The following is a 23,439-nucleotide window of genomic DNA, read 5'->3' as shown; positions in this document are numbered from 1 at the left end:
AAACAACATGAAGAAGACGGTATTGATAACGGGTGCCACAAGCGGCATTGGCAAAGCGACCGCGACACTTTTTGCTTCTCGGGGATACAATTTGGTGCTATGCGGAAGAAGGTCTGAACGCCTGGATGAGCTACAAAACACGTTGGGCTTGAACACTGGCATTCATACCCTACAATTTGATGTTCGGGACCGAGAAGCGGTTTTTGCAGGGATAAAGGATCTGCCGAAAGAATTTTCCCGTATCGATATATTGATCAACAATGCAGGAAATGCCCATGGCCTGGACCTTATTGACCAAGGCAATCCGGATGATTGGGATGCCATGCTCGACATCAATGTAAAAGGATTGCTTTATGTGTCCAAGGCGGTCTTACCCCAAATGGTTGGGCGAAAATCGGGACACATCATCAATATAGGCTCCACGGCCGGGAAAGAGGTGTATCCGAAAGGGAATGTGTACTGTGCCAGCAAATATGCAGTGGATGCCATAAACCAGGCCATGCGGATTGATCTTAACGCCCACGGAATCCGGGTGGGTGCAGTGAACCCAGGTCTGGTGGAAACGGAGTTCAGTGAAGTTCGATTCAAGGGAGATGCCGACAAGGCGGAAAAAGTGTATCAGGGATACAAACCCCTGAAACCGGAGGATATAGCTGAAATAATCCACTTCGTTGTCACAAGACCTTACCACGTTAACATTGCCGATTTGGTGGTAATGCCAACGGCCCAAGCCAGCAGCACCATTGTGAAGAAGGAGTTATGATCAACAAACGCCTTTTGGTAAAAAACTTACTGGCGCATAATGATGAAAACAGCTTCTACGATAAAAAGCGATTTATTTCCATTGGTGAAAAGGAAGGCAAGGCAAAGTTTCTAAAGCACGTTTGTGCCTTGGCCAACAGTAACCCCAAGAACAATTCCTTTATCGTGATCGGGGTTGAGGACGAGGACAATGAGATTGTGGGGGTAGATTTTTTTGATGACAGCAAGATCCAAAACCTTGTCAATGCCTATTTGGACAATCCACCGCTAATTTCCTATGAAAATATCCCATTTCCGCATTTGCCAGAGGGCAAGGTGGTCGGTTTGGTGACCATACGTTCCAATGGCAGGGTTTGCGCGCTGCGCAAGAACATCTGGAAATATTACGGCGGGGCCGTTTTTTTTAGGGAGGGGAGCATCAGTCTTCCCAAAGCTTATGGGATTGAGTTAAAGGACATCAATTCCCAGATTGTGGCCACCATTGAGCAGCATGCGCGGAACAACATCGAACTTACCCTGGATGCCGTGATCAACTTCATGAACAACAGGCACCCCGACCTAACCAGCGACTATAAAGTTTTTAAAGAACAGTTCGTGGTCTGCTGGGCAGGGATCAAAAAGAAGACCAAGACCAAAATTTATTATTCTCGGGTGGACATTGAACTTATCAACGAGCAGGTCAAGCTTTTTTATTCCGCTTTGGATGAAGTTACCATTTCGTATAACGATGATACTTTTAGCATCCTGGAATTTGTGCAACTGGGCTTGGGATCCCAGCAAAAATATTATCCCTTGGAAAAGGTGATGATCATCTTTTCGGAAAATGGGAAGTACTCCATCAACAGTGAATTGCTGTTTGAGCCGCCCCAGTATGACAAGAAAACGCTGCACCATGTCTTCAATACAAACAATGCGTTGCTTCAAAAGATTGAAAAACAAATCGTGCTCACAGATTCGGAATATGATGACCTTTCCCATTTACCTGCCACTTATCTTATTTGCTATTTGAATGGTTTTGAAGAGGCCAAGGAAAAAATGGATTGGGCCCGACCCCTGTTGAAGCAATATGATAGTGGCATATATCAGTCCCTTAAAGAATCCCAGCGCATACTAAGAAAGGTGAGGTATAGCTAGGATTTTTTCAGCCAGAGCATTTGGTAGGGCAACAACTCAAGCAATCCACTGTTTGCAGCGATTTTTTTACCCGAAACCAGATCTAATGGATCTCCTTTGGTGAAATACCCAAGCTTTTTGATCCAACTGGGTTCTATTACCTGAGGCTTCCCATCAAAGTTGCAAATTACGATAAGCCCTTCGTTGCCCTCGGCTTTTCTTTCAAAAACAAGAATATGGTCGTTCCCGGTGTGGTACAATACCGGAAGGCTTTTGTCTGCAAGAATCGGATTTTCTTTTCGGATGGCAATCAATTTTTTTAGGGTATGGAATATTTTGGATTGGGGAGTTTCCCCAATGCCCAAAGATGCAATGACTGCCCAATCCTGTTTTGGCCGGTTCACCCAACGGCTGTCCTCTTTTTTGGCATCATCATCGAGAAAGGAATAATCGTTGAGCGTTCCAAATTCATCACCCGCATATATCATGGGAATTCCCCCATATGCCAAAATGATGCCATGAAGCAGTATGATCTTGTCCACCGATTTCTCTACCAGAGTATTGTTTTTCTGTTTCAATCCCTTTTCCAGACCCAAAAGTGAGGCAGCGCTTCCAGTGATCCGGCCATCACCTGTTTTGGGATTGTACATGAACATCAGGCCCATGGCAGGGGACCAATCCAAGCGTTGACAGTAATAATCCAACAGAAATTTTCGATGCTGTTGGGGGTCCCAGCCCATTTCCCGGATGAAATGGTCTTCATACCCCAAACCGATATCATCATGGCAACGGATATAGTTGATCCAGGTACAATCGTTGGGCTTTGGGGGTACGTTGGACAGACTTTTGTAGAGCAGGCCCGTTTTTGTGGTGGCAATGGAATTCCAAAGCAAGGCCATTAAAGAAGCATTGTAAGCTATCTCGCATTCATTCCCCTCGGTAGGTCCCTCCCCAAAATATTTGATTATTTGCGTGGGTGCAACAATGGCTTCGGCAAGAAAAATAGTTCCTGGGGCTATCACTTGCAGGCACATGCGAAAGAGGCTGATCAGCGAATGTGCCTCGGGCAGATTTTGTGAAATGGTCCCCATTTTTTTCCAAAGGAAGGCCAAGGCATCAAACCGGACAACGTCCACTCCAAGATTGATCATTTTCGTCAAATTGGCAAGCATTTCCAAAAACACCGTGGGGTTGGTATAATTCAAGTCCCACTGATAACTGTTGAACACCGTCATTACCCATTTTTCCATTTCAGGAATGTAGGTGAAGTTGCCTGGAGAAGTCTCGGGGAACACCTCTGGAAGTGTCTTTTCAAATTCGTTGGGAATGGTATTATCCTCAAACGTGTAATAGTACTGCTGGTATTTTTTGTCGCCCTGCTTGGCTTTTTTGGCCCAAGGGAATTCATCCGAGGTATGGTTCACCACGAAATCCAGCATCAGGTGTATGTGCTCTTCTCGTAGCATGGATGTTAGGTCCAAAAGGTCTTTTTTGGAGCCGTACTTGGGATCCACCTTATCATAGCTGTTCACTGCATAGCCACCATCATTTTCGCCTTTTGGACGAGTGGTAATTGGCATCAAGTGCAAAAAATTGACACCCAACTCCTTGAAATAGGGAATTTTTTTCTGAAGCCCTTTCAGATCTTCATTAAAATTTTCCACATACAATTGCATGCCTACCATCTTTTCGGATAAAAACCAACTGCCTTCCTGCAACCTGGCAAGGTCCAGCCGTTTCAGCTCATCGGGCCGCGTGGCAAACAATTTGGGAAACAAATCAATCAATCTGTTGAAGTCATCCAGGTGAGATTCCTCTGGATAGAGCGAAAAAAATAAATGTTGCAAAAGCCCCAAGTTGGTCGCCAATCGCAGATTGAATAGTGCGGTCGGGTCTTTTTCCTTCAATTTTGATGAAAGCAATCTGTGTATATGTGCCTGGTTCATTTAATCTTGAAGCTGGGATTTGGTAGGAAGCGCATTTATGGCCCCGTAGTTGGTCGTGGTGATGGCTCCTGCCTTGTTCGCTGTGCGCACCATTTTTAAGAAATACTCAAAACCATCAAAAACTTGGCTGAAACTACCAAGATTTCCGATTTGATATAGAAGACAGCCAATAAAAGCATCTCCGGCACCAGTAGTATCCACAGGGGTTACCGGAATACTGGGAACGGTTTCCCGCTGCCCGCCCATACTGACAAAAGTGCCTTCCTTGCCAAGCGTGACCGTGATGATTTTGGTACCCACCTCATGTAAAAAATCGCAGGCTTCGTTGAGGTCCGACTTGCCGGATAGCAATTGGGCTTCCTCGATACTGAACTTACAGAGATGCGATTTTTCAATGAACGGCATGCATTTTTTGATAAACTGTTGTTCATTTCCCTTCCAAAGATCTCTCCTGAAATTGGGGTCGAAGCTGATGAACATGTCTTTGGTCAACGCATCAAAAAGGTATTTGCCATAGGATTTTTCCAAGGCACCACCCAAAAAGGCGGTTGCGGCTCCAAGATGAAGGATATTCCCGGAAAAACCTTTGCGAAGGTTTGGGTCGTACTCCAATTCCCTATCTGCCCCTCGACTGAACACAAAATCCCTTTCACCATCTTCCGCCAAGGAGACAAAGGCCAATGTGGTAAAGGTTTTGGAGCGCTGGGCAAGAGAAATATCCACCCCCTCCTTCCTCAAAGTGTCCAACAAGAACTCGCCAAAAGGGTCGTTGCCGACACAACCGATGAAAAAACCTTTACCACCTAGCTTGGCTATCGCACAGGCCACATTGGCAGGGGCGCCCCCGGCTTTTTTTGTGAAAATGGAAGCCTTAGCTAGGTTGCTACCCTGTTTTTCCGCCACAAAATCAATCAGTAATTCTCCAATACAGAAAACCTTCTTCATTGCCATTGATTAAGAAAAGGTTATCCAATGTAAGGAGAAAATGTATGCTATTCCAAAATTCTGTGTTCAATAATGGTAAAATAGCTATTGGAGGTATCGGGGCACAGCCCTTCCTTTGCTTTTACCTCAAGGGTCATGTTGGCATTAAGACTTTCTGGCTCAAACAAGAAGGCAACATCCATTTTTTCGTTTTTGGAAAACTTCTTATTGACACTTCCTCCTGTTTTGATAACCTCGACCACTTCGACATGGAAAATAAATTCTTTGGACAGACCACATATTTCCTTGCTCTGGTCAGTGGTCTCAAGAATGCTTATTTTGAGTAAAACTTCGTTTGGCCCCAATAGCTGATCTGTTGGAGGAGGGGTTCCTCCATTCTCATTTTTAACAGCTTCCGTAATTGGGTTTTCCGTTGGGGACGTATTATCCTCTTGATTACAGGAATTTCCAAATAGAACAAATAAGACTAAGAGCAGTGGTTTCATAAAACATTCTTTTTCAGATATACGGTAACACGGGCGGATTGGATTATAAAAAGAAGGCGCAATTTATTGCGCCTTCTTTGTCAAACTTATCTCTTAATGATCTTAAAATCTTCCTTGGTGTTTTGACCTCTGATCTTTACAAAGTAGATGCCAGACGGACTGTTGGAAGCGTTCCAGATAATCGGTTCGCTGCTGCTCATCTCACTACTTTCAAAGACCATTTGCCCCAACAGATTGAAAATCTGGGTGGTGACCTTACGATCCTCACTGTTTTTTAGGGCAAAATAGAACTCATTGGTAGAAGGGTTGGGCCATACCGCTGTGATCACATTGGTCTCCACAGTCGCTAAATTTTGGGATTCCTGCTCGCCAAACGCACCGGAAGGGGCAATTTCGGCAGCGGTATCCTGGGTTGAGCCATTGTCCACGGTTCCAAAAATTTGGAAAACCTGATCCTCAGGGCCTGTACCAAAAGCTACGGACCTTGGAGTCCAATCAACCGCACCTATGCCAAAGAGATTCCCTTGATCCCTAAAACTGGATTCGTTGCCGATCAATCCTGCCTGGGTGGACCAGAACCATTGGGTGGCATTCGGCAAAAAGTCAAGATTTACGTATACAGACAACCAATAAGTCCCCCCTTGCAGAACAACTGCCTCTGGAAGATCTAGAATAAGATTGGTCTGGTTGGGTTCCGAGGAAGGAGCTATCGCACCACTATCATAAACGATTGCGCCGGGTGCTCCCGCATTATCATCATAAATAACAATGTTGGCACTGGTCAAGGAAGGACTATTGTTGGCCCCTCCAAAAGCCACAATGCTATTGATGGTCCATTGACTTTCCGCAGGAACAATGAAATCATCGGCAGACTGCGCCAAGGCTCCTCCAAAATCTGGAAACAGTTGGGAAGGACTACTACTTACTATTCCATCATTTTGTTCATAAATGGGCAATTCCGTCAAAGTCACCGTAAAACCTTCCGCCACTTGCTCATTACCTAATGTGGCAATCAAGCCGATTGCTGCCGATCCTTCCGTATCGGGAGCAAAGGAAAGTTGGATTATATCGTCCCTTAATACTGCGGTAACCAAATCTGGATTGGAATTGGTCAACTCTATTGAAATGGACTTCCGCTTGCTCGTGCTTACAAACAGATCTTTAACGTTCACTTCTTTGTCCGGGCTTCCAATGGGCAATAAAAGATCGGGCAATAGATAGGCCACGCTTAAATTTGGCTCGGGAGAAGGGAAAGTAAAGAACTTGGCATTGTAAATTCCATTTCCATGGGCTGCTGCGGCCACAAAACCATCTTTCCGTGTTCTCACCTGGGGCACAACCACATTGCCAACAACAAAAGGTTCCCTGAACCAACGCGTGCGATCACCATTGAGGTAGTAAGAAACGTAAAGTCCGGTGCTGGTACCGACAAAATACAGACTGCTATTTCCATTGACAGCAAACCATCTGACCGAAGGACCATTGCCTGTTCCATCAGTGCTCTCCTCGAGATTTCCGCTGATACTTTCCCAAGTTTCCCCGGCATTCTCGCTCATAAAAAGACTCTTAATGTTATAATTCGAGAATACGGCAAAAACACGGTCGGAATCATTGGGGTCTACGTAGATCTGATTGATGTTACCTGGAGGTAATCCTTTACCGGAAGAAATATCTTCAACACCTTGGTCGTCCAGATTGGCATTTTCAACTTTAAAAATCATACCGGAAGAAGTGCCGTAGTACAATCGGTTGGCCACAGGAAATCTAGAAACATCCAAACCTGTAATTACCGAACCATCTGGTGTGGCGGTTTGCTCTTGCGCTACCCAGTTGACTGTTGCCGGGGCGTTTGAGAAAAGAGGGACCTCATCCAAATTATTGTTCCTCCACATGCGATCACCAGCGGGCATGTACATTATATTGTCATTAAGGGGATCCAAAACAAAAGGGGCCACAAAATCAAAACCACTGGCACCCGCCGGTGTAACCCTGGTAAAGGATATGAATGTTCCTGCATCGTCAAAATTGAAACGATACACATTTCCGAACTGTGCCGAGACATAGCGGGTGAGACCACCATCGGCAATGGCATTGTAAGATCCATCTCCACCAAAGTCCTCTTCCCAAGGATCTTGGCCACTAGTAGAATTGGTAAACCATGTTCCATTGTCCTGAAAACCGGCAACCACATCCTGGCTGTTACCTTCCGGATCTATGGCAATGGCATAGGGTTGAGTCGTAATGTAGCCGTTGTTCAAAGAAGTCCAACTGACCGGTTCGGACGCAATAGTGATATCCTCGGTGACCCGCACCCCCCCATCATTGGCAGAGATGGCCTTATTTGGGTTGGAGGGCAAAAACACCAAATTGTGTTGATCAGGATGGTGGTTGGGATAAACGGCAAAACTATTGCTGAAAATGGTATAGCCACCAATCCAGCTCTCAAAACCTGCCGGAGTGGTAAAGCCTGTAGTGGAACGATAAAGATTTGTGCCGCCCAAAAAGACTAAATCAGGATTGGTAGGATGCACTTTGATCACCATGTTGTAGGCTCCCTGCAAGTTCAGGTTTCCGGCAACGCCGCCAATTGAAGTTGGCAGATTGGCCGTCAAATCCACCCATTGCTCCTCGGGAGTCGTTGCATCAGCTTGGTAACGCCATAAAAAAGCTTCTCCGAGGCTGCTCAAATCATAAGAGAAAAAATAGATTCGATTCTCATCCGAGGGGTCATAGGCCATCACCGTCCTCCCATACGCTGGGAAAATGCCCTCAGGGGTAATGTTGGTCCAGGTACTTCCATCTTGCGAAGTATAAAAACCGGCATTGTCCCCACCAAAAATATCCACGGTGGCATATACAGTGCCGTTAGGGGTGATGAGCACCTCTGTTTGACTGTCGAACCCGCTGGGAAGGACTTCCTCAAAAGACCTTGCGCCATTTTGAGACCTGAACAGGCCATCAAAGGTCGCCGCAAACACATCGCCGGTTTGGGGATGTACCGCCAAACTGTTAATCAGATCAAAAGAAGAAAAGGAAGTGACATCATTGTCCGTGGTGTTTCGCATTTCGAACCAAGTTCTTCCGTTGTTGAACGATTTGTAGATACCCGTACCTTGATAAAACGCACCCGGGGCACTTGCCGAGTTTCCATAGCGTTCTCCAGAAGCATAGTACCAAATATTTTGACGGTTTTTTCTTGGATCCTGGACAATTGAGGTTACACTGGGCCCCTGATTTTTTCTTGTGACCCTGCGCCAAGTTTGCCCGGCATTTGTAGACCGCCAAAGACCCCCGGAGACCCCCCCTGCAAGTATCGTGTTCTCATTTTGCATGTCCAACGCCAATGCCCTCGTTCTGCCGCCAACATTGAAAGGGCCACGGTTTCTAAAATAGAAGTAGCTCTTTTTCTTGGCCTCTGCGCCATAGGATTTGGACATTTGAAGTTGAATGTCCGTTGAATCTATTCTCTCAGAGAATTTGGCCTCCAACAAACGGATGTTCTCAGGAATTTTTTTGGTGAATGGATCTTGGGTCTGCCTAAACTCATAGGCCAACCGGTCAAGGGCCCGATCACCTGGAGCTTTGGGTGCCGCACCTACAGGACCTACTTTGCTATCGTAAATTTTCGATTGCTTGTACAGGTTATGTCCCTTTTGGTGCGAATCGTCATGAGTTCTTTTCAATTCTTGCGCTTGAACCCCGGAAGCGATCAGGGAAAAACAAGCCAAAAAAGAAAACAAGGGTTTAGTGAGTAGAGATTTTTTCATATAGAGGTCGATTAAAATGAATTAGCTAATCAATATAGTAAAAAAACAATGCCAATAGTTTGTTATTCCTACAAAAATCGATGAAATACATGGTTAAGAAAAGCCAAATGAAAATGCTGTATGCAACTTTGGAATTCATTTTAGGAACAGACTGTTTTTTGTTGCGTATAATTGTGAAAAATTCACGATGAGGACCTTAGCTATTGGGGATGTCCATTCGGGTTTGCGGGCACTGGAGCAATTACTGGTTCATGCTGATGTGGACCCCAAAGACCATCTTATTTTTTTAGGGGATTATGTGGACGGATGGAGTACCGCTGTGGAGACCATCGATTTTTTGATCGATCTGAAGAAAACGCACAACTGCACGTTTATTCGTGGCAACCATGATGAGCTTTGCCGTGAATGGCTACTGACTCAAAAGGAGAACCCGCAATGGTTGGCACACGGCGGCACTGCTACAAAAAGCTCCTATATGAATGCAGAAAGAGAGGAGTGGGATTCCCATCTAATTTTTTATTCCGAGCTAAGGAACCATTACTTGGACGACGCCCATAGGCTTTTTGTACATGCAGGGTATACCAATCTCAAAGGAATAGAATTTGAATATTTTGAGCAGTTGTTCTATTGGGACAGAACTTTGTGGGAATTGGCCAATGCCGTAGACCCCAATTTAAAAACCGAGGACAAGAACTTTCCAAAAAGATTGACGCATTACAGTGAGATTTTCATCGGCCATACGCCCATATCAAAAAATGGGCTGGCAACACCACAACGGGGCGCCAATGTATGGAACTTGGATACCGGGGCGGCCTTCAAAGGGTGCCTTACCATGATGGATGTGGACACCAAGGAATTTTGGCAGAGCGATCCTGTCCATACGTTGTATCCCGGAGAAAGGGGACGTAATTAGACCGCTCAGGTCAAAATTTTCCAGCTTTATGGTCATCTTGCCATTTGGCGAGTTCCTTCCATTGTCCCTTATGCGCCATTTTGGCCTGCATGGGCCATGAGGCTGGATCGTGGATTCGATACCGATCTCCTCCAGAATCCAGAACTTCCTGGCATTTATCCGTTGAGATCTCGGAGAGGGCTTTCCAAGTTTTTATTCCAAACTTGTGAAACAAGCCCTCGATCTTGGGACCAATTCCCTCAACAATCTTCAGGTCGTCCTGTTTGATTTTTTTACCAAGGGCGGCCTTGGCCGCTACCGCATCAAATTGGGGCGGTGTTTGCTTGGACACTCGTGAGGACACGGGGGAATCTGCCTTGCTCGTTTTGTCCAACGCATCCATTTTTTTCCGACAGATGTCCAATTCCGTTTTCAGTCTGGCATTGTCCACTTCCAGGGCTTTCAGGTTTTCATTGGAGCCCACTTTTTGTGAAACACTTGACTTTCCCAAATAATAACCCAATAAGGCTGCGATTACACCAATTAATATGGGAATTAACCAGCACCATATAGCAATATTTTCAGTATTCATGATAATTGTTTTAGTTCGGTTCAGAATCATTTTCGATAGGATCTCTTTCTGAAAGTTGAAAGAAAATAGGTCCAAAAAGGACATTGTCCAAGGGTTTCAATTTCCCGTCCAATTTCCCATCCGTTTGGATTTGGTCTACGGAAATTCCATTCATCACAAGATGGTTTTTGACAGAATTGGCCCTTGCAACGCCCAGATTGACAAAATCAGAATTGTTTGTCTCTCCTTTTGCGTACAGCCCGGTAACTTGGACCATTTTGTCAGGATGCGATCCCAAATAGTTTTTTAGGTCTTCAACACCCTTCTTTAACTGATCCGAGAGTGGCATCATAAAAGAGGGCTCAGATGAATTGAAGCTAAAGTTGTCCTCAATGTCCAGCATGTACGAATCATCATTAACGGAAAACGGGTGGAATGGTGACTGAGTTTTTTTAAGCTGGTCTGTTTGCGCTTCAACCACCTTTGAATTTTCTGGTGCGGCGCATGTACTGCAATAGTTTATGTACAGCACTGTTCCAACCACAATGGTCACCAATATTCCCAATAAATAGGATGACTGCTTTTTCATGGGAGGTTGATAGGGATTCCGTTCTCCTAATTTATTAAAAAAATCTTAAAAAAAATTAGATTTAACTTATGGAAAATGAGGTAATTATATGTGCTAGGAACCTATCAGAAAAGGGGCAATACAAAAAAGTGGCCAATACATACCGATCACACATTTTTTGTTACCACTCATACGCTGACCGATACAACCTGTTTTCAATATGCAGAAATTTGCATTAAATATTAGGTAAGAAACCCTATTTCTCCCGACCAAGTTCCGGCATTGGAATAGGGTTTATTCAAATTAAGTTTGAGTTAGTTAAGTTGGTTTTAAAGAGACCGCCGATTCTTTGTTCATCAAGAATGGCGGTCTGTCTTTTTTATAGATCAAACTTAATGCCCTGGGCCAGTGGCAGCTCCGTGGTATAGTTGATGGTGTTGGTTTGCCTACGCATATAAATTTTCCAGGCATCCGAACCGCTTTCACGGCCTCCCCCGGTTTCTTTTTCACCACCAAAGGCACCGCCAATTTCGGCACCCGAGGTTCCAATATTTACGTTGGCAATACCACAATCACTCCCGGCAGCGGACAAAAACCGTTCAGCCTCACTAAGATTATTGGTCATAATGGCGGAGGATAGACCTTGAACCACCCCATTTTGCTGGGCAATGGCGTTTTCAACATCTCCAGTGTACTTCAATACATATAGAATGGGGGCAAATGTTTCCTCCTGAACAATTTCAAAGGAATTTTCAGCCTCCACGATGGCGGGTTTTACATAGCATCCGCTCTCATAGCCCTCACCTTTTAGCACACCACCAGCCACCAAAATATTGCCTCCTTCTTTTTGTGCCTTTTGAAGCGCTTTTTCATACATGTTCACAGCATCGGTGTCGATTAACGGGCCTACATGGTTGTTTTGGTCCAAAGGGTTGCCAATTTTAAGCTGCTTATAAGCATCAACAATGGCATTTTTGACCTGATCATAAATGGATTCATGGATGATCAGTCTTCGGGTTGAGGTACAACGTTGACCCGCTGTACCCACTGCTCCGAAAACAGCACCGATCACGGTCATTTTGATATCAGCATCAGGGGTGACAATTATCGCATTGTTCCCACCAAGTTCCAAGAGGGATTTGCCAAGTCGGGCGGCTACCTTTTGGGCAACGATTTTTCCCATTCTTATGGAACCGGTAGCGGATACCAGCGGAATGCGCTTGTCGTTGGTCATAAGTTCACCCACCTTGTAATCACCGTTGATGAGGCAGGAAATTCCTTCGGGAAGGTTGTTCTTTTTAAGAACATCGGCAATGATGTTTTGGCAGGCAATGCCACAAATGGGAGCTTTTTCGGAAGGTTTCCAAACGCAAACATCGCCACATACCCAAGCCAATGCAGTGTTCCACGACCAAACGGCCACTGGAAAATTAAAGGCCGAGATGATGCCCACTACACCAAGGGGGTGATACTGCTCGTACATTCGGTGACCAGGGCGTTCGGAGTGCATGGTCAATCCGTGCAACTGACGGGAAAGGCCCACTGCAAAATCACATATATCTATCATTTCCTGTACTTCGCCCAAACCTTCCTGGTAGGATTTTCCCATTTCGTAGGAAACCAATTTCCCCAAAGGCTCTTTAAGTTCACGTAGCTTTTCGCCAAATTGTCTGACAATTTCTCCCCTTTGGGGAGCTGGAACCGCACGCCACTCCTTGAAAGCCTCGGTGGCGCTTGTCATCACCTTTTCATAATCCTCTGGGGTTGTTGTGGTAACCTTGGCAATAAGCGCTCCATCAACCGGAGAGTATGACGCTATGGTTTCGCCCGCGCCAAAGAATTTGGAACCGGTGGAAGTTCCCAAGTTGGTTTCTTTTACCCCAAGTTGTTCCAGGGCCTTATTGATACCAAAAGAAGCTGCGATATTTGACATTTATAACTTTTTGAATGTTTATTGTTAAATTTTCGCAAAGCTACGAATATTCCAGAAGAGACTGAGGGGTTTATGCCAAATGATGCAGTAAAAAAAGCAGTATTCCTATCAATGCTGGAAGCGCCTGAACGGTAAAAATTTTCTTGGAAGCGGTAAGGGCACCATAGATGCCGGCCACGGCCACACAGCCAAGGAAGAATAGCGCCACATATACCTGCCAGTGGGCATCCTGGATCAGCAAGGACCAAATGAGTCCAACTGCCAAAAAACCGTTGTAGAGCCCTTGGTTTGCTGCAAGCGTTTTGGTGGGTTCGAACAAATCCTCAGGAAAATTGCGAAACACTTTTTTTGCTTTTGTGGTCCAGGCAAACATCTCCAACCATAAAAAGTATATGTGGAGCAAGGCCACAATCATTACGATAATCTTGGCTAGTAATAGTATCATTCTTTCTTTGCTATAAAACGTTCATCAACAGGCATCACCGTGCCACAATTGTCGCAGGTTCTCAATTCTTCAGAACCATAGAAATGTTCAAAGTGTGCCAAAAAATCCTTTTCAATGTCATGAAGCGTGAAGTAGGCTTCATAAAGTTTGTGGTTGCAGTTGTCACAAAACCAGAGCAATCCATCATCCACATTCATATCGGCTCTTTTCCGCTCCACGACCAAACCGATGGATCCTTTGTGGCGTACAGGAGAATGGGGAACCTTGGCGGGATGCAGGTACATGTCTCCAGGACCCAGCTTCATTGTTTTTTTCTTGCCATCTTCCTGAATATGGACCTCGATGTTTCCCTCCAATTGGTAAAAAAGCTCTTCGGTCTCGTTGTAATGGTAGTCCTTTCTGGCATTGGGTCCTGCAACGACCATTACAATGTAGTCATCGGCATCTTTATAAAGATTTTTATTGCCCACGGGGGGTTTTAGGGAATCGCGATTCTCCTCAATCCACCGATGTAGGTTAAATGGAGCCCTTATTGCCATAAACAAACATTTCAGGAAAGGTAAAAAAAACCTCGGTGGCAACATACAACAAAACAGAAAAAAGGCCAGCTTAAAGAAACTGGCCCTTAAATCTATGCACTGAAACAAACACCTATTCCACCAGGATAAAAATCTGGGTAAAATAGGGCCTGCCGGATTTATCGAGCTGAATGCCCAAGGTGGTATGGGTGTAATTGCCCTCCAAAGCCGCCTTGTGGGAGGGACTGTTCAACCAACCGTCCAACGCCTTCTCGGCCGTGATATAGAAACGGGCCACATTTTCCGAAACGGACTTGGCGTTGGTCTCTTCCGCAATCTTGGAAGCCCTTTCCTCAAAATTGTCGTGGCTCAAACTGTTCTTGGAAATCATGTAATCGTTATGCTCTTGGGCATATTTGTAGGAAGTGGGACTGTTTTCTAGTGGGGAGGCACCAATGGAACTACGATATGCATTAACCAGCCCCAACAAATTTGCTTCCATCTGGGCAGGTTCAATGGCCACTTTTTCATTTTCCGAAAGGGCCTCGGTAAGCTCTTTTTCCTCTTCCTGTGGAGATGAGGTACTGCACATGCTAAACCCCATCAATAAGGCAATCACGAAGAATGCGCCAATCAATCGTTTCATCTTTCAATAGTGTTCGCGGGATTTGTTCTAAAATCCCAAATGTTCTCGTGGCTAATCTAAATTAGAGCTTGGGTTGGTCCATAGAATTTCCACAGGAGGTCACATTCCCACGTTGAACGGCAGCATTGGCACGATTAAGTGCTATTTTGGAGCAGGGGCCGATGCCATTCATCGATGAAAGGACACCTTTCATATAATCTGTTGGTTGATTTCTTCCTGAACTTTGGGCTCTTCCTTCTCAAGAACCATGGAAAAAACAAAAGCTCCGATCTCTTTTACAGGCCCATAAAAGACGGATTCCTTTTTTGTCTCATCATTTATGATGTCGAAAGGGCCCGTCAACCGCTCAAAAAAAATGAGCAAGGCCCCCACGATGATTGCCACTTTAAGCGCTCCGAAAATGCCCCCAGCTATTTTGTTCAACAGTCCCAACATGGCAAAATCAGCAATTTTGGTCAAAAACTTTCCGGCAAAGCCAACTGCAATCACAATAAGGAAAAAGGTAATGAGGAAGGCAGCCACCTTCACATATTGTTCGCCCCAATCAAAGTGCTGTGAAAGATATTCGCCCGTGATATAGGAAAAATGTATGGCACCATAAATACCGGCAATCAATGCGATCAGCGAGGCTATTTCCACAAAAAGGCCATTTCGGAGTCCTTTATATAGACCCCAGACCAATAGGATTCCAATCACAATATCCAAGAAACTCATAACCGTGGTTTTAACAAATATAGGATATTGATTTGTACCTTTGGCTTTCTGAAAACGGCAGATGTCCAGAGACGAAAAACTAAAGGAAAGATGGGAATTGTTGGTCGAAAAATTGTCCAAACAGTTTTCTGACGGCGACCCGTTGGAAATTGATGGGATCATTTATTTGGTAGGGGTACAGGAACTGGGCAATTTCCACAGGAGTTTCAAAAAGGATGAAAAGGTAAACCTGATGCATATTGGCATCTGTCGCCTATTGGAGCCCTATGGGTATTATGACTTTGATTTTTTCGACGAGGATGGTTGGCCCCACTTCAAGATAAAGGAACAATTGCCTCCATTGAAGGCCGGGGAACAGACTGTTTTGATGAAGGAAGCATTGGTGAATTACTTTTTGGAAAAAAAATATATCCTGTAAATGGAATTGACTAAGCCGTATTATGCAGTGATTTTCACAAGCACCCGAACCGAAGGTGATCACGGATATGCTGAAATGGCAGAAAAGATGGTTGACCTTGCCAAACAACAACCTGGCTTTTTGGATGTTGAAAGTGCTCGGGATGGACTGGGAATAACCGTTAGTTATTGGGAAAGTTTACAGGCCATTGCCGAGTGGAAATCACACGTGGATCATCAACTGGCACAGAAAAAAGGAATACTGGATTGGTATTCTTGGTACCGTGTGCGCATTTGCAAGGTGGAACGGGATTACGAATTCAAAAAAAGATAAAGAGATAGTAGATGGAAGAAAACGTAAGATTTTCCAATTTAGATCGGGCAGGCACAATTGCAAAGGCATCAAAAGAGAAGTATGACCTGGTGGTTATTGGAGGTGGAATAACGGGAGGAGGTATTGCATTGGATGCAGCGTCCCGCGGAATGAAGGTGATGCTGCTTGAAAAGGGCGACTTTGCCTCTGGCACCAGCAGCAAATCCACCAAACTCATACATGGTGGGCTCCGCTACCTGAAGCAATTCGATTTTTGGTTGGTCAAGGAAGTGGGCTCGGAAAGGGCCATTGTACACAAATTGGCCCCCCATCTGGTGCTCCCGGAAAAGATGCTGCTGCCACTTATCGAGGGTGGTTCTTATGGAAAATGGCTCACATCCATTGGACTGAAGGTGTACGATATTTTGGCACAGGTAACCGGTGACGACAAGCGGCAAATGCTGGACAAGAAGCAGGCATTGAAGCTGGAACCGATGCTTCCAAAAAAGATATTGAACGGGGCTGGCTATTATGCCGAGTACCGTACCGATGATGCCAGACTCACGATTGAAAACATAAAGACCAGTTTACAATATGGTGCCCATGCCCTCAACTATGCCCGGGTAACCGATTTTGTGTACGAGAATGAAATCGTTGCGGGAGTAAAGGTCAAGGACGAGGTCACTGGAAAAGAATTTAAACTGCGCTCCAAATATGTGATCAGTGCAGCAGGGCCCTGGGTGGATGAACTGAGGACCATAAACAAATCCAAAAAGGGAAAACGGCTCCACTTGACAAAAGGAGTGCATTTGGTTTTTCCAAGGGAGAAACTTCCCGTAAAACAATCGGTGTATTTTGATATTCCCGATGGTAGGATGATGTTTGCCATTCCAAGGGGCAAGGTAACCTATGTTGGGACCACGGATACCAACTACAATCTGGACAAGGACAATGTAACCACCGACATTGCCGATGCCATTTATTTGATTTCCGCCGTGAACAACATGTTTCCAAAGATCAATTTGGAGCTGAATGATGTTGTTTCCTCGTGGGCGGGTCTTAGGCCTTTGATCCATGAAGAGGGCAAGTCGGCATCAGAACTTTCCAGAAAGGATGAGATATTTACCTCAGAATCTGGATTGGTCAGCATTGCTGGCGGAAAACTAACCGGTTATCGAAAAATGGCGGAACGCGTGGTCAACCGGATTGCCAAAGAATTGGAAGAGGACCATGGGCAGCAAGTGAAGGGATGCTCCACCGACAAGATTCCGCTATCTGGAAGTGATTTTAAAAAGTTCAAGCATGTCAAGCAGTACATTTCGGAGATTCATGAACGCCTAAGAAAAGATGGCCTCACGGAATACGACGCTTGGTTTTTGGTGACGACCTATGGCAAACAGACCGAGCAAATACTTGAAAATTATCAAGCGCAGAAAATCGCGGATGTACAGGAAAAGTTGATTCGGGCAGAAGCACAGTTCTGTATACATTATGAAATGGCCCTCGATCCCTTGGATTTCTTCATAAGAAGAACGGGACGGCTTTATTTTGACATCGATAGCGTGAGGGAGTACAAGAATGCAGTCTGTGATGAATTCAAGTCTGCCTATGGCTACACGGAAGAACAGGTAAGGGCATTCATGGAAAAGCTGGAAGAGGAATTGGATACGCATTCCAACTTTTCCTTGGAAAGGGCCTAATCCAATTTTTCGGTCAATTTTGCAAAGACCTTCTTTGGGTTCTTGTTTTTGTACAGAATGCTATATACTGCATTGATAATTGGGGTCTTGGATTTTTTATCCAATTTTTCCATGAGTTGGTGGGCACTTTTGGTCGCATAATACCCTTCCGCGACCATATTCATTTCCATCATGGCGCTTTTTACGGTATATCCCTTGCCGATCATGTTGCCGAACATTCGGTTTCTACTAAAAGTGGAATAGCCCGTCACCAATAAGTCACCCAAATAGGCGGAATTGTTGATGTTTCTCTTCATTTTATAGACCCGGTCTATAAAGCGTTTCATTTCACGGATGGCATTGCTCATCAACACGCTTTGAAAATTATCACCATACCCCAGGCCATGGGCCATACCTGCGGCAATGGCATAAATGTTCTTTAGCATAGCGGCATATTCCGTGCCTATGATATCATCGGAGATCTTGGTTCGGATGTAATCACTTTCAAGGGCTTTTGCCACTAACTTTGCCTTATTTTCATCGGCACAGGCAATGGTCAGGTACGACAATCTTTCCAAGGCTACCTCTTCGGCATGACATGGTCCCGTGATTACCCCAATATTTTCAAAGGGCACCCCATATTTTTCGTGGAAATGTTCTCCAACAATCTTTCCACTTTCCGGCACAATGCCCTTTATAGCCGAGAATATGATCTTGTCCTTAAGGGGCATTGTTAGGCTTTGCAACTCTTTCTCCAAAAATGCGGAGGGTATAGCAAAAATGAGCACATCCGAAGCTTCTATGGTTTTGTTTATGTCATGGCTAAGCACCAATTTTTTCACATCAAACTCCACTGCGCTGATGTAATTGGGATTGTGCCTTTCCTTCATGATATGGCGAATGGCAGACTCGTTTCGCATGTACCAACCCACCGGGGCCAAGTTTTCCGAAAGCATTTTCACCAAGGCTGTGCCCCAGCTTCCTCCACCCAATACGGCAAAACGTAGTTTTTCTTCCATTGCAAATGTTTAGTGGTCAAAGCTAAAAAATATATTTAACCCAACGATACATGCTGATTTCCAGTTGGTTAAAATATTGGCATGATGCTTGAAATGATATGGTTGAACCAAAACCTCGCATTATGAAAATTGGAAAACTACCTTTTAGACTATTGTTTATCGGACTTTTATTGAGCTCGTGCTATGCCGAAGTTATAATCGAAGACGATATAATCATTGAAGAAGAACCTTTTAACAGTGCATTGGCACTGCAGTCTTATGATCTATGGTACGTAGATATCCATGCAACCAGGGGAAATGGGGAAGTGCCGTTTTTGCAGCGGGCCTTTACCATTTCTTTTGATAGGGGTGTGGTGTATGCCAACAACAATTTGGTGGGTATTGGCAAAACTGGCAATGGATTGGGAATCGATGTAGGTTCGTATGCCACGCTTTTTGGTTCCGTGGAAGTGGAACATGATGTGGATGGGCTTTGGTTGCTGGACGTGTTTGTGGTAAATGGCAACACTGTGGAACTGCGGGATCCCCACTCGGGAACTTCCTATATTTTAAGGGGATATCAAAGAAGTACATTTGACTTTGATCTTGTTTTTTACGACAACATCGACTACTTCTTGCAGGAATATGAGGTTTGGGAAAAAACCTTTACCAGCGAGATGGGGACACTGAATGATTTTGACAACGAGAATTATCTTCAGTTTCTTTCCGGTTCGGGTGTTGGCGCATTTAGGTCCTCCGTAGATGCCATGGGCATTCCCTTGGGCGCACTGCAGTGGGATTATGAGGGCAGTTACCAAGTGTTCAATGTGGATGGCGATCCTACACTGAAGACCATAACGTTGGATTATGACTTTTTGGGCAATGATTACTTTGAACTTTACGTTATTGATGATGGTACCATAGAACTCTATCACGTTTCCAGTGGAACCGTATACGAATTTAGAGGAAGAGGTTATCAGCAGTATTTGAAAACGGGTACAACATCATCAAAGAAACGGGTAAAAAGCAACAACCCGATCATGAAAGTGACCCAACAAAGAAATATGTAAGGAACGGTTCATACGTTCGACTACATCAACAAGTTTTTTGGTTGGTTATTTAGTTAAGAATCGCCTCGGGCACTTTCAGCTTGGGGCGGTTCTTTTTTATTGCTGCTGTTTGCTCTTAAAGGCCGAGGGATTTTCACCGCTTATCTTTTTAAAGGTCCTGTTAAAATAGGAGAGGCTTTCAAATCCACATTCATAGCAGGTTTCACCAATGTTCCTCCCAGAGAGTAAAAGCCGTTTTGCTTGGGTTATGCGGTATTGGTTCAGAAAATTGGTAAAGGTGCTCCCGGTTGATTTTTTAAAATATCTGCAAAATGCCTCTTTGCCGAGGTTGACAGCTTGGGCAACTTCCTCCAGATTGATTTTTTGCGAATAATGTTCGTCAATGTAGGAGTAGACCTTTTGCAAACGCAGCTGTTGTTTTTTGGCCCGATCATTTATAATGGGTTTGGGATGAAGCAGTTCAAATTCTTCGCTTTTGGCCAATACTTTTAAAATACGGAGCACCTCCAAAAACTGTTCAAATGCATTCATTTTGTGCAACTGCTTCATTTGCCCCCCAACCGTTTCCTTGGTTTCGCCATAAAAAGCTATCCCATGCTGGGACAATCCCAAAAGCTCATAAACCTCGATCAGCTCCTCAATCTCGTTGAAAACCTTTTCCCTGAACGATGCACTGATGTGAAGCACCTCTTTTCTATATTCCGTTTTTATACCATAATCAAAATTAAGGTGTGGAATATTGGACCCTATCAACACCAGATCACTTTGGGTGAATGTTGATATATGACGGCCCACATGTCGTGTTCCATTGGCACCTTCAATGTAGACCAGTTCAAACTCTGGATGAAAATGCCAAAAGAATAGGTCGTTCAGCTTTGGATTGTGCAAGAGCCGAAAGGAGCTTTTATCATCAGGCTGTATGTTTTCCAGCTGAATTTTCATTTTATTGTTTGATATGTTTTAAAAATAATCAATAAAAGTCAATATAGTTCAAATTATGGTCAATGTTAGGGTAGATGCCCGTCTGGATTACCTTTAGTTTTGGTTCAGGGAAATTTGAATCAATTGAAAAAACAATGATACAGAAGAACATAAAAATGGAAATGGCCAATAAGGCACATGAAGAAATACCTGGCAATCCATCCACCGCTACCAGCAGTAAGATAAAACTGAATGACAGAACAAATGGCAAACCGTTGCGCGTGCTTACAGAGGAAGATTGGAAGTTTTGGATCGAGAACGGATACATTGTGATCAAAAACGCGGTCCCAAAGGAACAAGCCAGGGCCACGGCAGATTTTTTATGGGAATTTGATGAAAAAGACCCCCAGGACCCAGAGACCTGGTATGCACCGCCCCGGGCAGAGATGAAAATGAAGGAATTGACGGGAACCGGAATGGTAGAGGTCTACAACCATCAACATTTATGGAACAACAGACAAGCTCCAAAAGTGTATGATGCCTTTGTGGATATTTGGGGAACGGAAAAATTGTGGGTGACCATTGACAGGGCCAACTTAAACATTCCACAGCGACCCGGCGAAAACAAAAAGGGATTCATCCATTGGGATTACGACCCCGAAACCCGCCCACAGAATGTGCAGGGAGTTTTGGCCTTAGCGGATCAAACGGATGAAAACATGGGAGGATTTCAATGCATCCCTTGGCTTTATAGAAGTTACGATACCTGGAAGCTCACACAACCGGAGAATCGAGATCGTTTTCAACCAGACATAACGGGATTGGAAGATAAAATCGAGAAGGTCAAGATGGAGGCAGGGGACCTTTTGATCTTCAACAGCACTTTGCCCCACGGCATCCGGCCCAATAAATCTGGTAATAAGGTGCGCATAGCACAATATATTTCCATGATGCCCGCCGAAGAGGACAATGAACAACTCAGGGAATGGAGAATCAGTTCATGGAAGCACAGAATAGCTCCTGAAGGGTACGCGTTTCCCGGTGATCCACGAAACTGGGAGCAGAAGAGGTACAATACCGCAAAATTAAGCCCACTTGGCGAGAAGTTGTTGGGCTTAACTAACTGGTAGATCATCAAATCCTCAAAAATCTGGGTTCATTTGGTCGCTCTGACGGAATAGCCCTATTTTTGCCGGCTTCAATCACGAAGCCATGAAAAAATACCTTAATCTTTTTGACTTTTCACAAAAAGTAAATTACCGCACGGAAGTTTTATCGGGGTTGACCGTTGCCCTGGCCTTGGTCCCGGAGGCCATCGCCTTTGCATTGATTGCAGGGCTGTCGCCTTTGACCGGGTTATATGCCGCCTTCGTAATGGGCTTGGTCACTTCAATTTTAGGCGGTAGGCCCGGAATGATCTCTGGTGCCACCGGAGCGGTTGCCGTGGTTATTGTGAGCCTGGCCAGGGACTATGGGGTGGAATATGTTTTTGCCGCGGTTATTCTGGCAGGAATTCTTCAGGTAGCGGCGGGGTTTTTGCGTTTGGGCAAACTGATGCGATTGGTTCCGCATCCGGTTATTTTTGGGTTCGTGAACGGATTGGCCATCATCATTTTCATGTCGCAGTTAGATCAATTCAAAACAGCGGACGGAAGCTGGTTAACTGGAAATACCCTATATATTTTTCTTGGATTGGTCTTTCTGACCATGTTGGTCATTTGGGGGCTTCCCAAGTTGAGTAAACTGGTACCGGCATCCCTGGCGGCCATTCTTTTGGTATTTGCCATTGTATTTTTCCTGAATATCGATACCCGTACCATTGGGGATATCGCTTCCATACAAGGAACGTTTCCCCCTTTTCATATCCCCGATCTGCCCATCACTTTGGAAACACTTAAAATTATTTTTCCCTATTCGGCCATTGTTGCCGGGGTGGGACTCATTGAAAGTTTGCTTACGCTGAACATTGTTGATGAAATCACCGAGACCCGCGGACGTGGAAACAAAGAGGCGGTGGCCCAGGGAACGGCCAATATCCTTTCCGGTTTTTTCTCCGGCATGGGCGGTTGCGCCATGATTGGGCAAAGTTTGATCAACACATCCAACGGGGCTAGGGCAAGATTATCGGGTATTGTCGCTGCAGTGATGCTTTTGGCCTTCATTATGTTTGGGTCCAGTTTAATCGAAAAGGTGCCCATGGCGGCGCTTACCGGTTTGATGATAATGGTGGCCCTGGGAACTTTCGAATGGGCGAGCTTACGGACCTTTAGGCGCATGCCCAAATCCGATGTGCTGGTGATGGTATTGGTGACCCTCGTCACGGTTTTCCTTCACAATTTGGCTTTGGCCGTTTTGGTAGGGGTCATTATTTCCGCATTGGTATTTGCATGGGACAATGCCATTCGAATTCGGGCAAGGAAAAGTGTGGATGCAAACGGAATCAAGCATTACGAAATTTATGGACCGTTGTTTTTTGGAAGCACTACACTTTTTGCCGAAAAGTTTGATGTGCTCAACGACCCCGATGAGGTGGTCATTGATTTTGCCGAAAGCCGTCTCGTTGATATGTCCGCCATTGAAGCCGTCAACAAGATCACTGAAAGATATCGGAAAGCGGGCAAGAAGGTCCATTTAAGGCACTTGAGCAGGGACTGCATTCGGTTGTTGAAAAATGCGGAGGATATTATAGAGGTAAATGTCTTGGAAGATCCAACCTATAAAGTGGTGGTCGACAAGATCTAGCCAGGAGGATAATGC

General features: G+C 44.9%; 22 protein-coding genes. 9 read left to right on the top strand and 13 right to left on the bottom strand.

Annotated features, from left to right (window positions below; translation table 11 throughout):
- Window positions 1–7 precede the first annotated feature (7 nt).
- Together K7G75_RS02025 and K7G75_RS02020 are read left to right on the top strand one after the other, a co-directional pair.
- Window positions 8–763 (top strand): SDR family NAD(P)-dependent oxidoreductase, encoded by a 756-nt coding sequence (locus K7G75_RS02025; protein ID WP_222982245.1) that lies wholly within the window; start codon window positions 8–10, stop codon window positions 761–763.
- Window positions 760–1,896, top strand: coding sequence for an ATP-binding protein (locus K7G75_RS02020; RefSeq protein ID WP_222982243.1), 1,137 nt, complete (start codon window positions 760–762; stop codon window positions 1,894–1,896). Before K7G75_RS02025 ends, K7G75_RS02020 begins: the two co-directional genes overlap by 4 nt.
- On the opposite strand, the gene K7G75_RS02015 is transcribed toward K7G75_RS02020, so the two are convergent.
- The 4 genes from K7G75_RS02015 to K7G75_RS02000 form a co-directional block, all read right to left on the bottom strand.
- Window positions 1,893–3,821: an amylosucrase gene (locus K7G75_RS02015; RefSeq protein WP_222982241.1), complete on the bottom strand. Its 1,929-nt coding sequence runs from the start codon at window positions 3,819–3,821 to the stop codon at window positions 1,893–1,895. The two genes, K7G75_RS02020 and K7G75_RS02015, sit on opposite strands and share 4 nt — an antisense overlap.
- Window positions 3,822–4,766, bottom strand: a complete 945-nt coding sequence (locus K7G75_RS02010) for a carbohydrate kinase family protein (protein WP_222982239.1) — start codon at window positions 4,764–4,766, stop codon at window positions 3,822–3,824. It abuts the gene before it with no gap.
- 47 nt (window positions 4,767–4,813) lie between these two features.
- Window positions 4,814–5,251, bottom strand: a complete 438-nt coding sequence (locus K7G75_RS02005) for a hypothetical protein (RefSeq protein ID WP_222982237.1) — start codon at window positions 5,249–5,251, stop codon at window positions 4,814–4,816.
- An 86-nt stretch (window positions 5,252–5,337) separates the two neighbouring features.
- Window positions 5,338–9,018, bottom strand: a complete 3,681-nt coding sequence (locus tag K7G75_RS02000) for a T9SS type A sorting domain-containing protein (protein WP_222982235.1) — start codon at window positions 9,016–9,018, stop codon at window positions 5,338–5,340.
- Between the two features lie 187 nt (window positions 9,019–9,205).
- Here K7G75_RS02000 and K7G75_RS01995 point away from each other — a divergent pair, with 187 nt between their 5' ends.
- Window positions 9,206–9,931 (top strand): metallophosphoesterase family protein, encoded by a 726-nt coding sequence (locus K7G75_RS01995; protein ID WP_222982231.1) that lies wholly within the window; start codon window positions 9,206–9,208, stop codon window positions 9,929–9,931.
- Window positions 9,932–9,941: 10 nt separating this feature from the next.
- Here the strand turns inward: K7G75_RS01995 and K7G75_RS01990 are convergent, their stop codons facing one another.
- The 7 genes from K7G75_RS01990 to K7G75_RS01960 form a co-directional block, all read right to left on the bottom strand.
- Complete coding sequence (locus tag K7G75_RS01990) at window positions 9,942–10,502, bottom strand: hypothetical protein (protein ID WP_222982229.1); 561 nt, start codon at window positions 10,500–10,502, stop codon at window positions 9,942–9,944.
- 10 nt (window positions 10,503–10,512) lie between these two features.
- Window positions 10,513–11,070: an OmpA family protein gene (locus K7G75_RS01985; protein ID WP_222982227.1), complete on the bottom strand. Its 558-nt coding sequence runs from the start codon at window positions 11,068–11,070 to the stop codon at window positions 10,513–10,515.
- A 358-nt stretch (window positions 11,071–11,428) separates the two neighbouring features.
- Window positions 11,429–12,982 carry an L-piperidine-6-carboxylate dehydrogenase gene (gene amaB, locus K7G75_RS01980; RefSeq protein ID WP_222982225.1) on the bottom strand — a complete coding sequence of 518 codons (1,554 nt, stop codon included), beginning with the start codon at window positions 12,980–12,982 and terminating at the stop codon, window positions 11,429–11,431.
- Window positions 12,983–13,052: 70 nt separating this feature from the next.
- Complete coding sequence (locus K7G75_RS01975) at window positions 13,053–13,427, bottom strand: DUF1304 domain-containing protein (protein ID WP_222982223.1); 375 nt, start codon at window positions 13,425–13,427, stop codon at window positions 13,053–13,055.
- Complete coding sequence (locus K7G75_RS01970; protein WP_222982221.1) at window positions 13,424–13,966, bottom strand: 3-hydroxyanthranilate 3,4-dioxygenase; 543 nt, start codon at window positions 13,964–13,966, stop codon at window positions 13,424–13,426. Before K7G75_RS01970 ends, K7G75_RS01975 begins: the two co-directional genes overlap by 4 nt.
- A 112-nt stretch (window positions 13,967–14,078) precedes the next feature.
- A complete protein-coding gene (locus K7G75_RS01965; RefSeq protein WP_222982219.1) occupies window positions 14,079–14,591 on the bottom strand; it encodes a CAP domain-containing protein in 513 nt (170 codons plus the stop codon).
- Between the two features lie 189 nt (window positions 14,592–14,780).
- A complete protein-coding gene (locus K7G75_RS01960; RefSeq protein ID WP_222982217.1) occupies window positions 14,781–15,305 on the bottom strand; it encodes a CvpA family protein in 525 nt (174 codons plus the stop codon).
- A gap of 61 nt (window positions 15,306–15,366) precedes the next feature.
- Here K7G75_RS01960 and K7G75_RS01955 point away from each other — a divergent pair, with 61 nt between their 5' ends.
- From K7G75_RS01955 to K7G75_RS01945, 3 genes are read left to right on the top strand one after another with little or no spacing between them, the layout of a single operon-like run.
- Window positions 15,367–15,723 (top strand): hypothetical protein, encoded by a 357-nt coding sequence (locus tag K7G75_RS01955; RefSeq protein ID WP_222982215.1) that lies wholly within the window; start codon window positions 15,367–15,369, stop codon window positions 15,721–15,723.
- On the top strand, window positions 15,724–16,035 hold the full coding sequence (locus tag K7G75_RS01950) for an antibiotic biosynthesis monooxygenase family protein (protein WP_222982213.1): 312 nt from the start codon (window positions 15,724–15,726) through the stop codon (window positions 16,033–16,035).
- Window positions 16,036–16,046: 11 nt separating this feature from the next.
- Window positions 16,047–17,714 carry a glycerol-3-phosphate dehydrogenase/oxidase gene (locus tag K7G75_RS01945; protein ID WP_222982211.1) on the top strand — a complete coding sequence of 556 codons (1,668 nt, stop codon included), beginning with the start codon at window positions 16,047–16,049 and terminating at the stop codon, window positions 17,712–17,714.
- Here K7G75_RS01945 and K7G75_RS01940 read toward each other — a convergent pair.
- Window positions 17,711–18,712, bottom strand: a complete 1,002-nt coding sequence (locus K7G75_RS01940) for an NAD(P)H-dependent glycerol-3-phosphate dehydrogenase (protein WP_222982209.1) — start codon at window positions 18,710–18,712, stop codon at window positions 17,711–17,713. The two genes, K7G75_RS01945 and K7G75_RS01940, sit on opposite strands and share 4 nt — an antisense overlap.
- Window positions 18,713–18,834: 122 nt before the next feature.
- Here K7G75_RS01940 and K7G75_RS01935 point away from each other — a divergent pair, with 122 nt between their 5' ends.
- Complete coding sequence (locus K7G75_RS01935) at window positions 18,835–19,761, top strand: nicotinic acid mononucleotide adenyltransferase (RefSeq protein ID WP_222982207.1); 927 nt, start codon at window positions 18,835–18,837, stop codon at window positions 19,759–19,761.
- Window positions 19,762–19,857: 96 nt separating this feature from the next.
- Here K7G75_RS01935 and K7G75_RS01930 read toward each other — a convergent pair whose 3' ends face one another.
- Window positions 19,858–20,703, bottom strand: coding sequence for a helix-turn-helix domain-containing protein (locus K7G75_RS01930; protein ID WP_222982205.1), 846 nt, complete (start codon window positions 20,701–20,703; stop codon window positions 19,858–19,860).
- Between the two features lie 134 nt (window positions 20,704–20,837).
- Between K7G75_RS01930 and K7G75_RS01925 the strand changes: the two genes are divergently transcribed.
- Window positions 20,838–21,812: a phytanoyl-CoA dioxygenase family protein gene (locus K7G75_RS01925; RefSeq protein WP_222982197.1), complete on the top strand. Its 975-nt coding sequence runs from the start codon at window positions 20,838–20,840 to the stop codon at window positions 21,810–21,812.
- An 82-nt stretch (window positions 21,813–21,894) separates the two neighbouring features.
- Window positions 21,895–23,424, top strand: a complete 1,530-nt coding sequence (locus K7G75_RS01920; RefSeq protein ID WP_222982195.1) for a SulP family inorganic anion transporter — start codon at window positions 21,895–21,897, stop codon at window positions 23,422–23,424.
- Window positions 23,425–23,439 lie beyond the last annotated feature (15 nt).

Origin of the sequence: Flagellimonas meishanensis (genome assembly GCF_019880545.1) — a bacterium.
GTDB lineage: Bacteria > Bacteroidota > Bacteroidia > Flavobacteriales > Flavobacteriaceae > Flagellimonas > Flagellimonas meishanensis.
The sequence above is the reverse complement of the archived record's forward strand: the minus strand, read 5'-3'. Positions and strand labels throughout refer to the sequence as shown.

Coding starts and splice junctions, on each gene's coding strand:
- K7G75_RS01925 (WP_222982197.1), top strand. CDS start 20,838: ATGATACAGAAGAACATAAAAATGGAAATGGCCAATAAGGCACATGAA.
- K7G75_RS02000 (WP_222982235.1), bottom strand. CDS start 9,018: ATGAAAAAATCTCTACTCACTAAACCCTTGTTTTCTTTTTTGGCTTGT.
- K7G75_RS01960 (WP_222982217.1), bottom strand. CDS start 15,305: ATGAGTTTCTTGGATATTGTGATTGGAATCCTATTGGTCTGGGGTCTA.
- K7G75_RS01985 (WP_222982227.1), bottom strand. CDS start 11,070: ATGAAAAAGCAGTCATCCTATTTATTGGGAATATTGGTGACCATTGTG.
- K7G75_RS02015 (WP_222982241.1), bottom strand. CDS start 3,821: ATGAACCAGGCACATATACACAGATTGCTTTCATCAAAATTGAAGGAA.
- K7G75_RS01950 (WP_222982213.1), top strand. CDS start 15,724: ATGGAATTGACTAAGCCGTATTATGCAGTGATTTTCACAAGCACCCGA.
- K7G75_RS01945 (WP_222982211.1), top strand. CDS start 16,047: ATGGAAGAAAACGTAAGATTTTCCAATTTAGATCGGGCAGGCACAATT.
- K7G75_RS01920 (WP_222982195.1), top strand. CDS start 21,895: ATGAAAAAATACCTTAATCTTTTTGACTTTTCACAAAAAGTAAATTAC.
- K7G75_RS01990 (WP_222982229.1), bottom strand. CDS start 10,502: ATGAATACTGAAAATATTGCTATATGGTGCTGGTTAATTCCCATATTA.
- K7G75_RS01940 (WP_222982209.1), bottom strand. CDS start 18,712: ATGGAAGAAAAACTACGTTTTGCCGTATTGGGTGGAGGAAGCTGGGGC.
- K7G75_RS01995 (WP_222982231.1), top strand. CDS start 9,206: ATGAGGACCTTAGCTATTGGGGATGTCCATTCGGGTTTGCGGGCACTG.
- K7G75_RS01965 (WP_222982219.1), bottom strand. CDS start 14,591: ATGAAACGATTGATTGGCGCATTCTTCGTGATTGCCTTATTGATGGGG.
- K7G75_RS01970 (WP_222982221.1), bottom strand. CDS start 13,966: ATGGCAATAAGGGCTCCATTTAACCTACATCGGTGGATTGAGGAGAAT.
- K7G75_RS01930 (WP_222982205.1), bottom strand. CDS start 20,703: ATGAAAATTCAGCTGGAAAACATACAGCCTGATGATAAAAGCTCCTTT.
- K7G75_RS02005 (WP_222982237.1), bottom strand. CDS start 5,251: ATGAAACCACTGCTCTTAGTCTTATTTGTTCTATTTGGAAATTCCTGT.
- K7G75_RS01975 (WP_222982223.1), bottom strand. CDS start 13,427: ATGATACTATTACTAGCCAAGATTATCGTAATGATTGTGGCCTTGCTC.
- K7G75_RS01955 (WP_222982215.1), top strand. CDS start 15,367: ATGTCCAGAGACGAAAAACTAAAGGAAAGATGGGAATTGTTGGTCGAA.
- K7G75_RS01935 (WP_222982207.1), top strand. CDS start 18,835: ATGAAAATTGGAAAACTACCTTTTAGACTATTGTTTATCGGACTTTTA.
- amaB (WP_222982225.1), bottom strand. CDS start 12,982: ATGTCAAATATCGCAGCTTCTTTTGGTATCAATAAGGCCCTGGAACAA.
- K7G75_RS02025 (WP_222982245.1), top strand. CDS start 8: ATGAAGAAGACGGTATTGATAACGGGTGCCACAAGCGGCATTGGCAAA.
- K7G75_RS02010 (WP_222982239.1), bottom strand. CDS start 4,766: ATGAAGAAGGTTTTCTGTATTGGAGAATTACTGATTGATTTTGTGGCG.
- K7G75_RS02020 (WP_222982243.1), top strand. CDS start 760: ATGATCAACAAACGCCTTTTGGTAAAAAACTTACTGGCGCATAATGAT.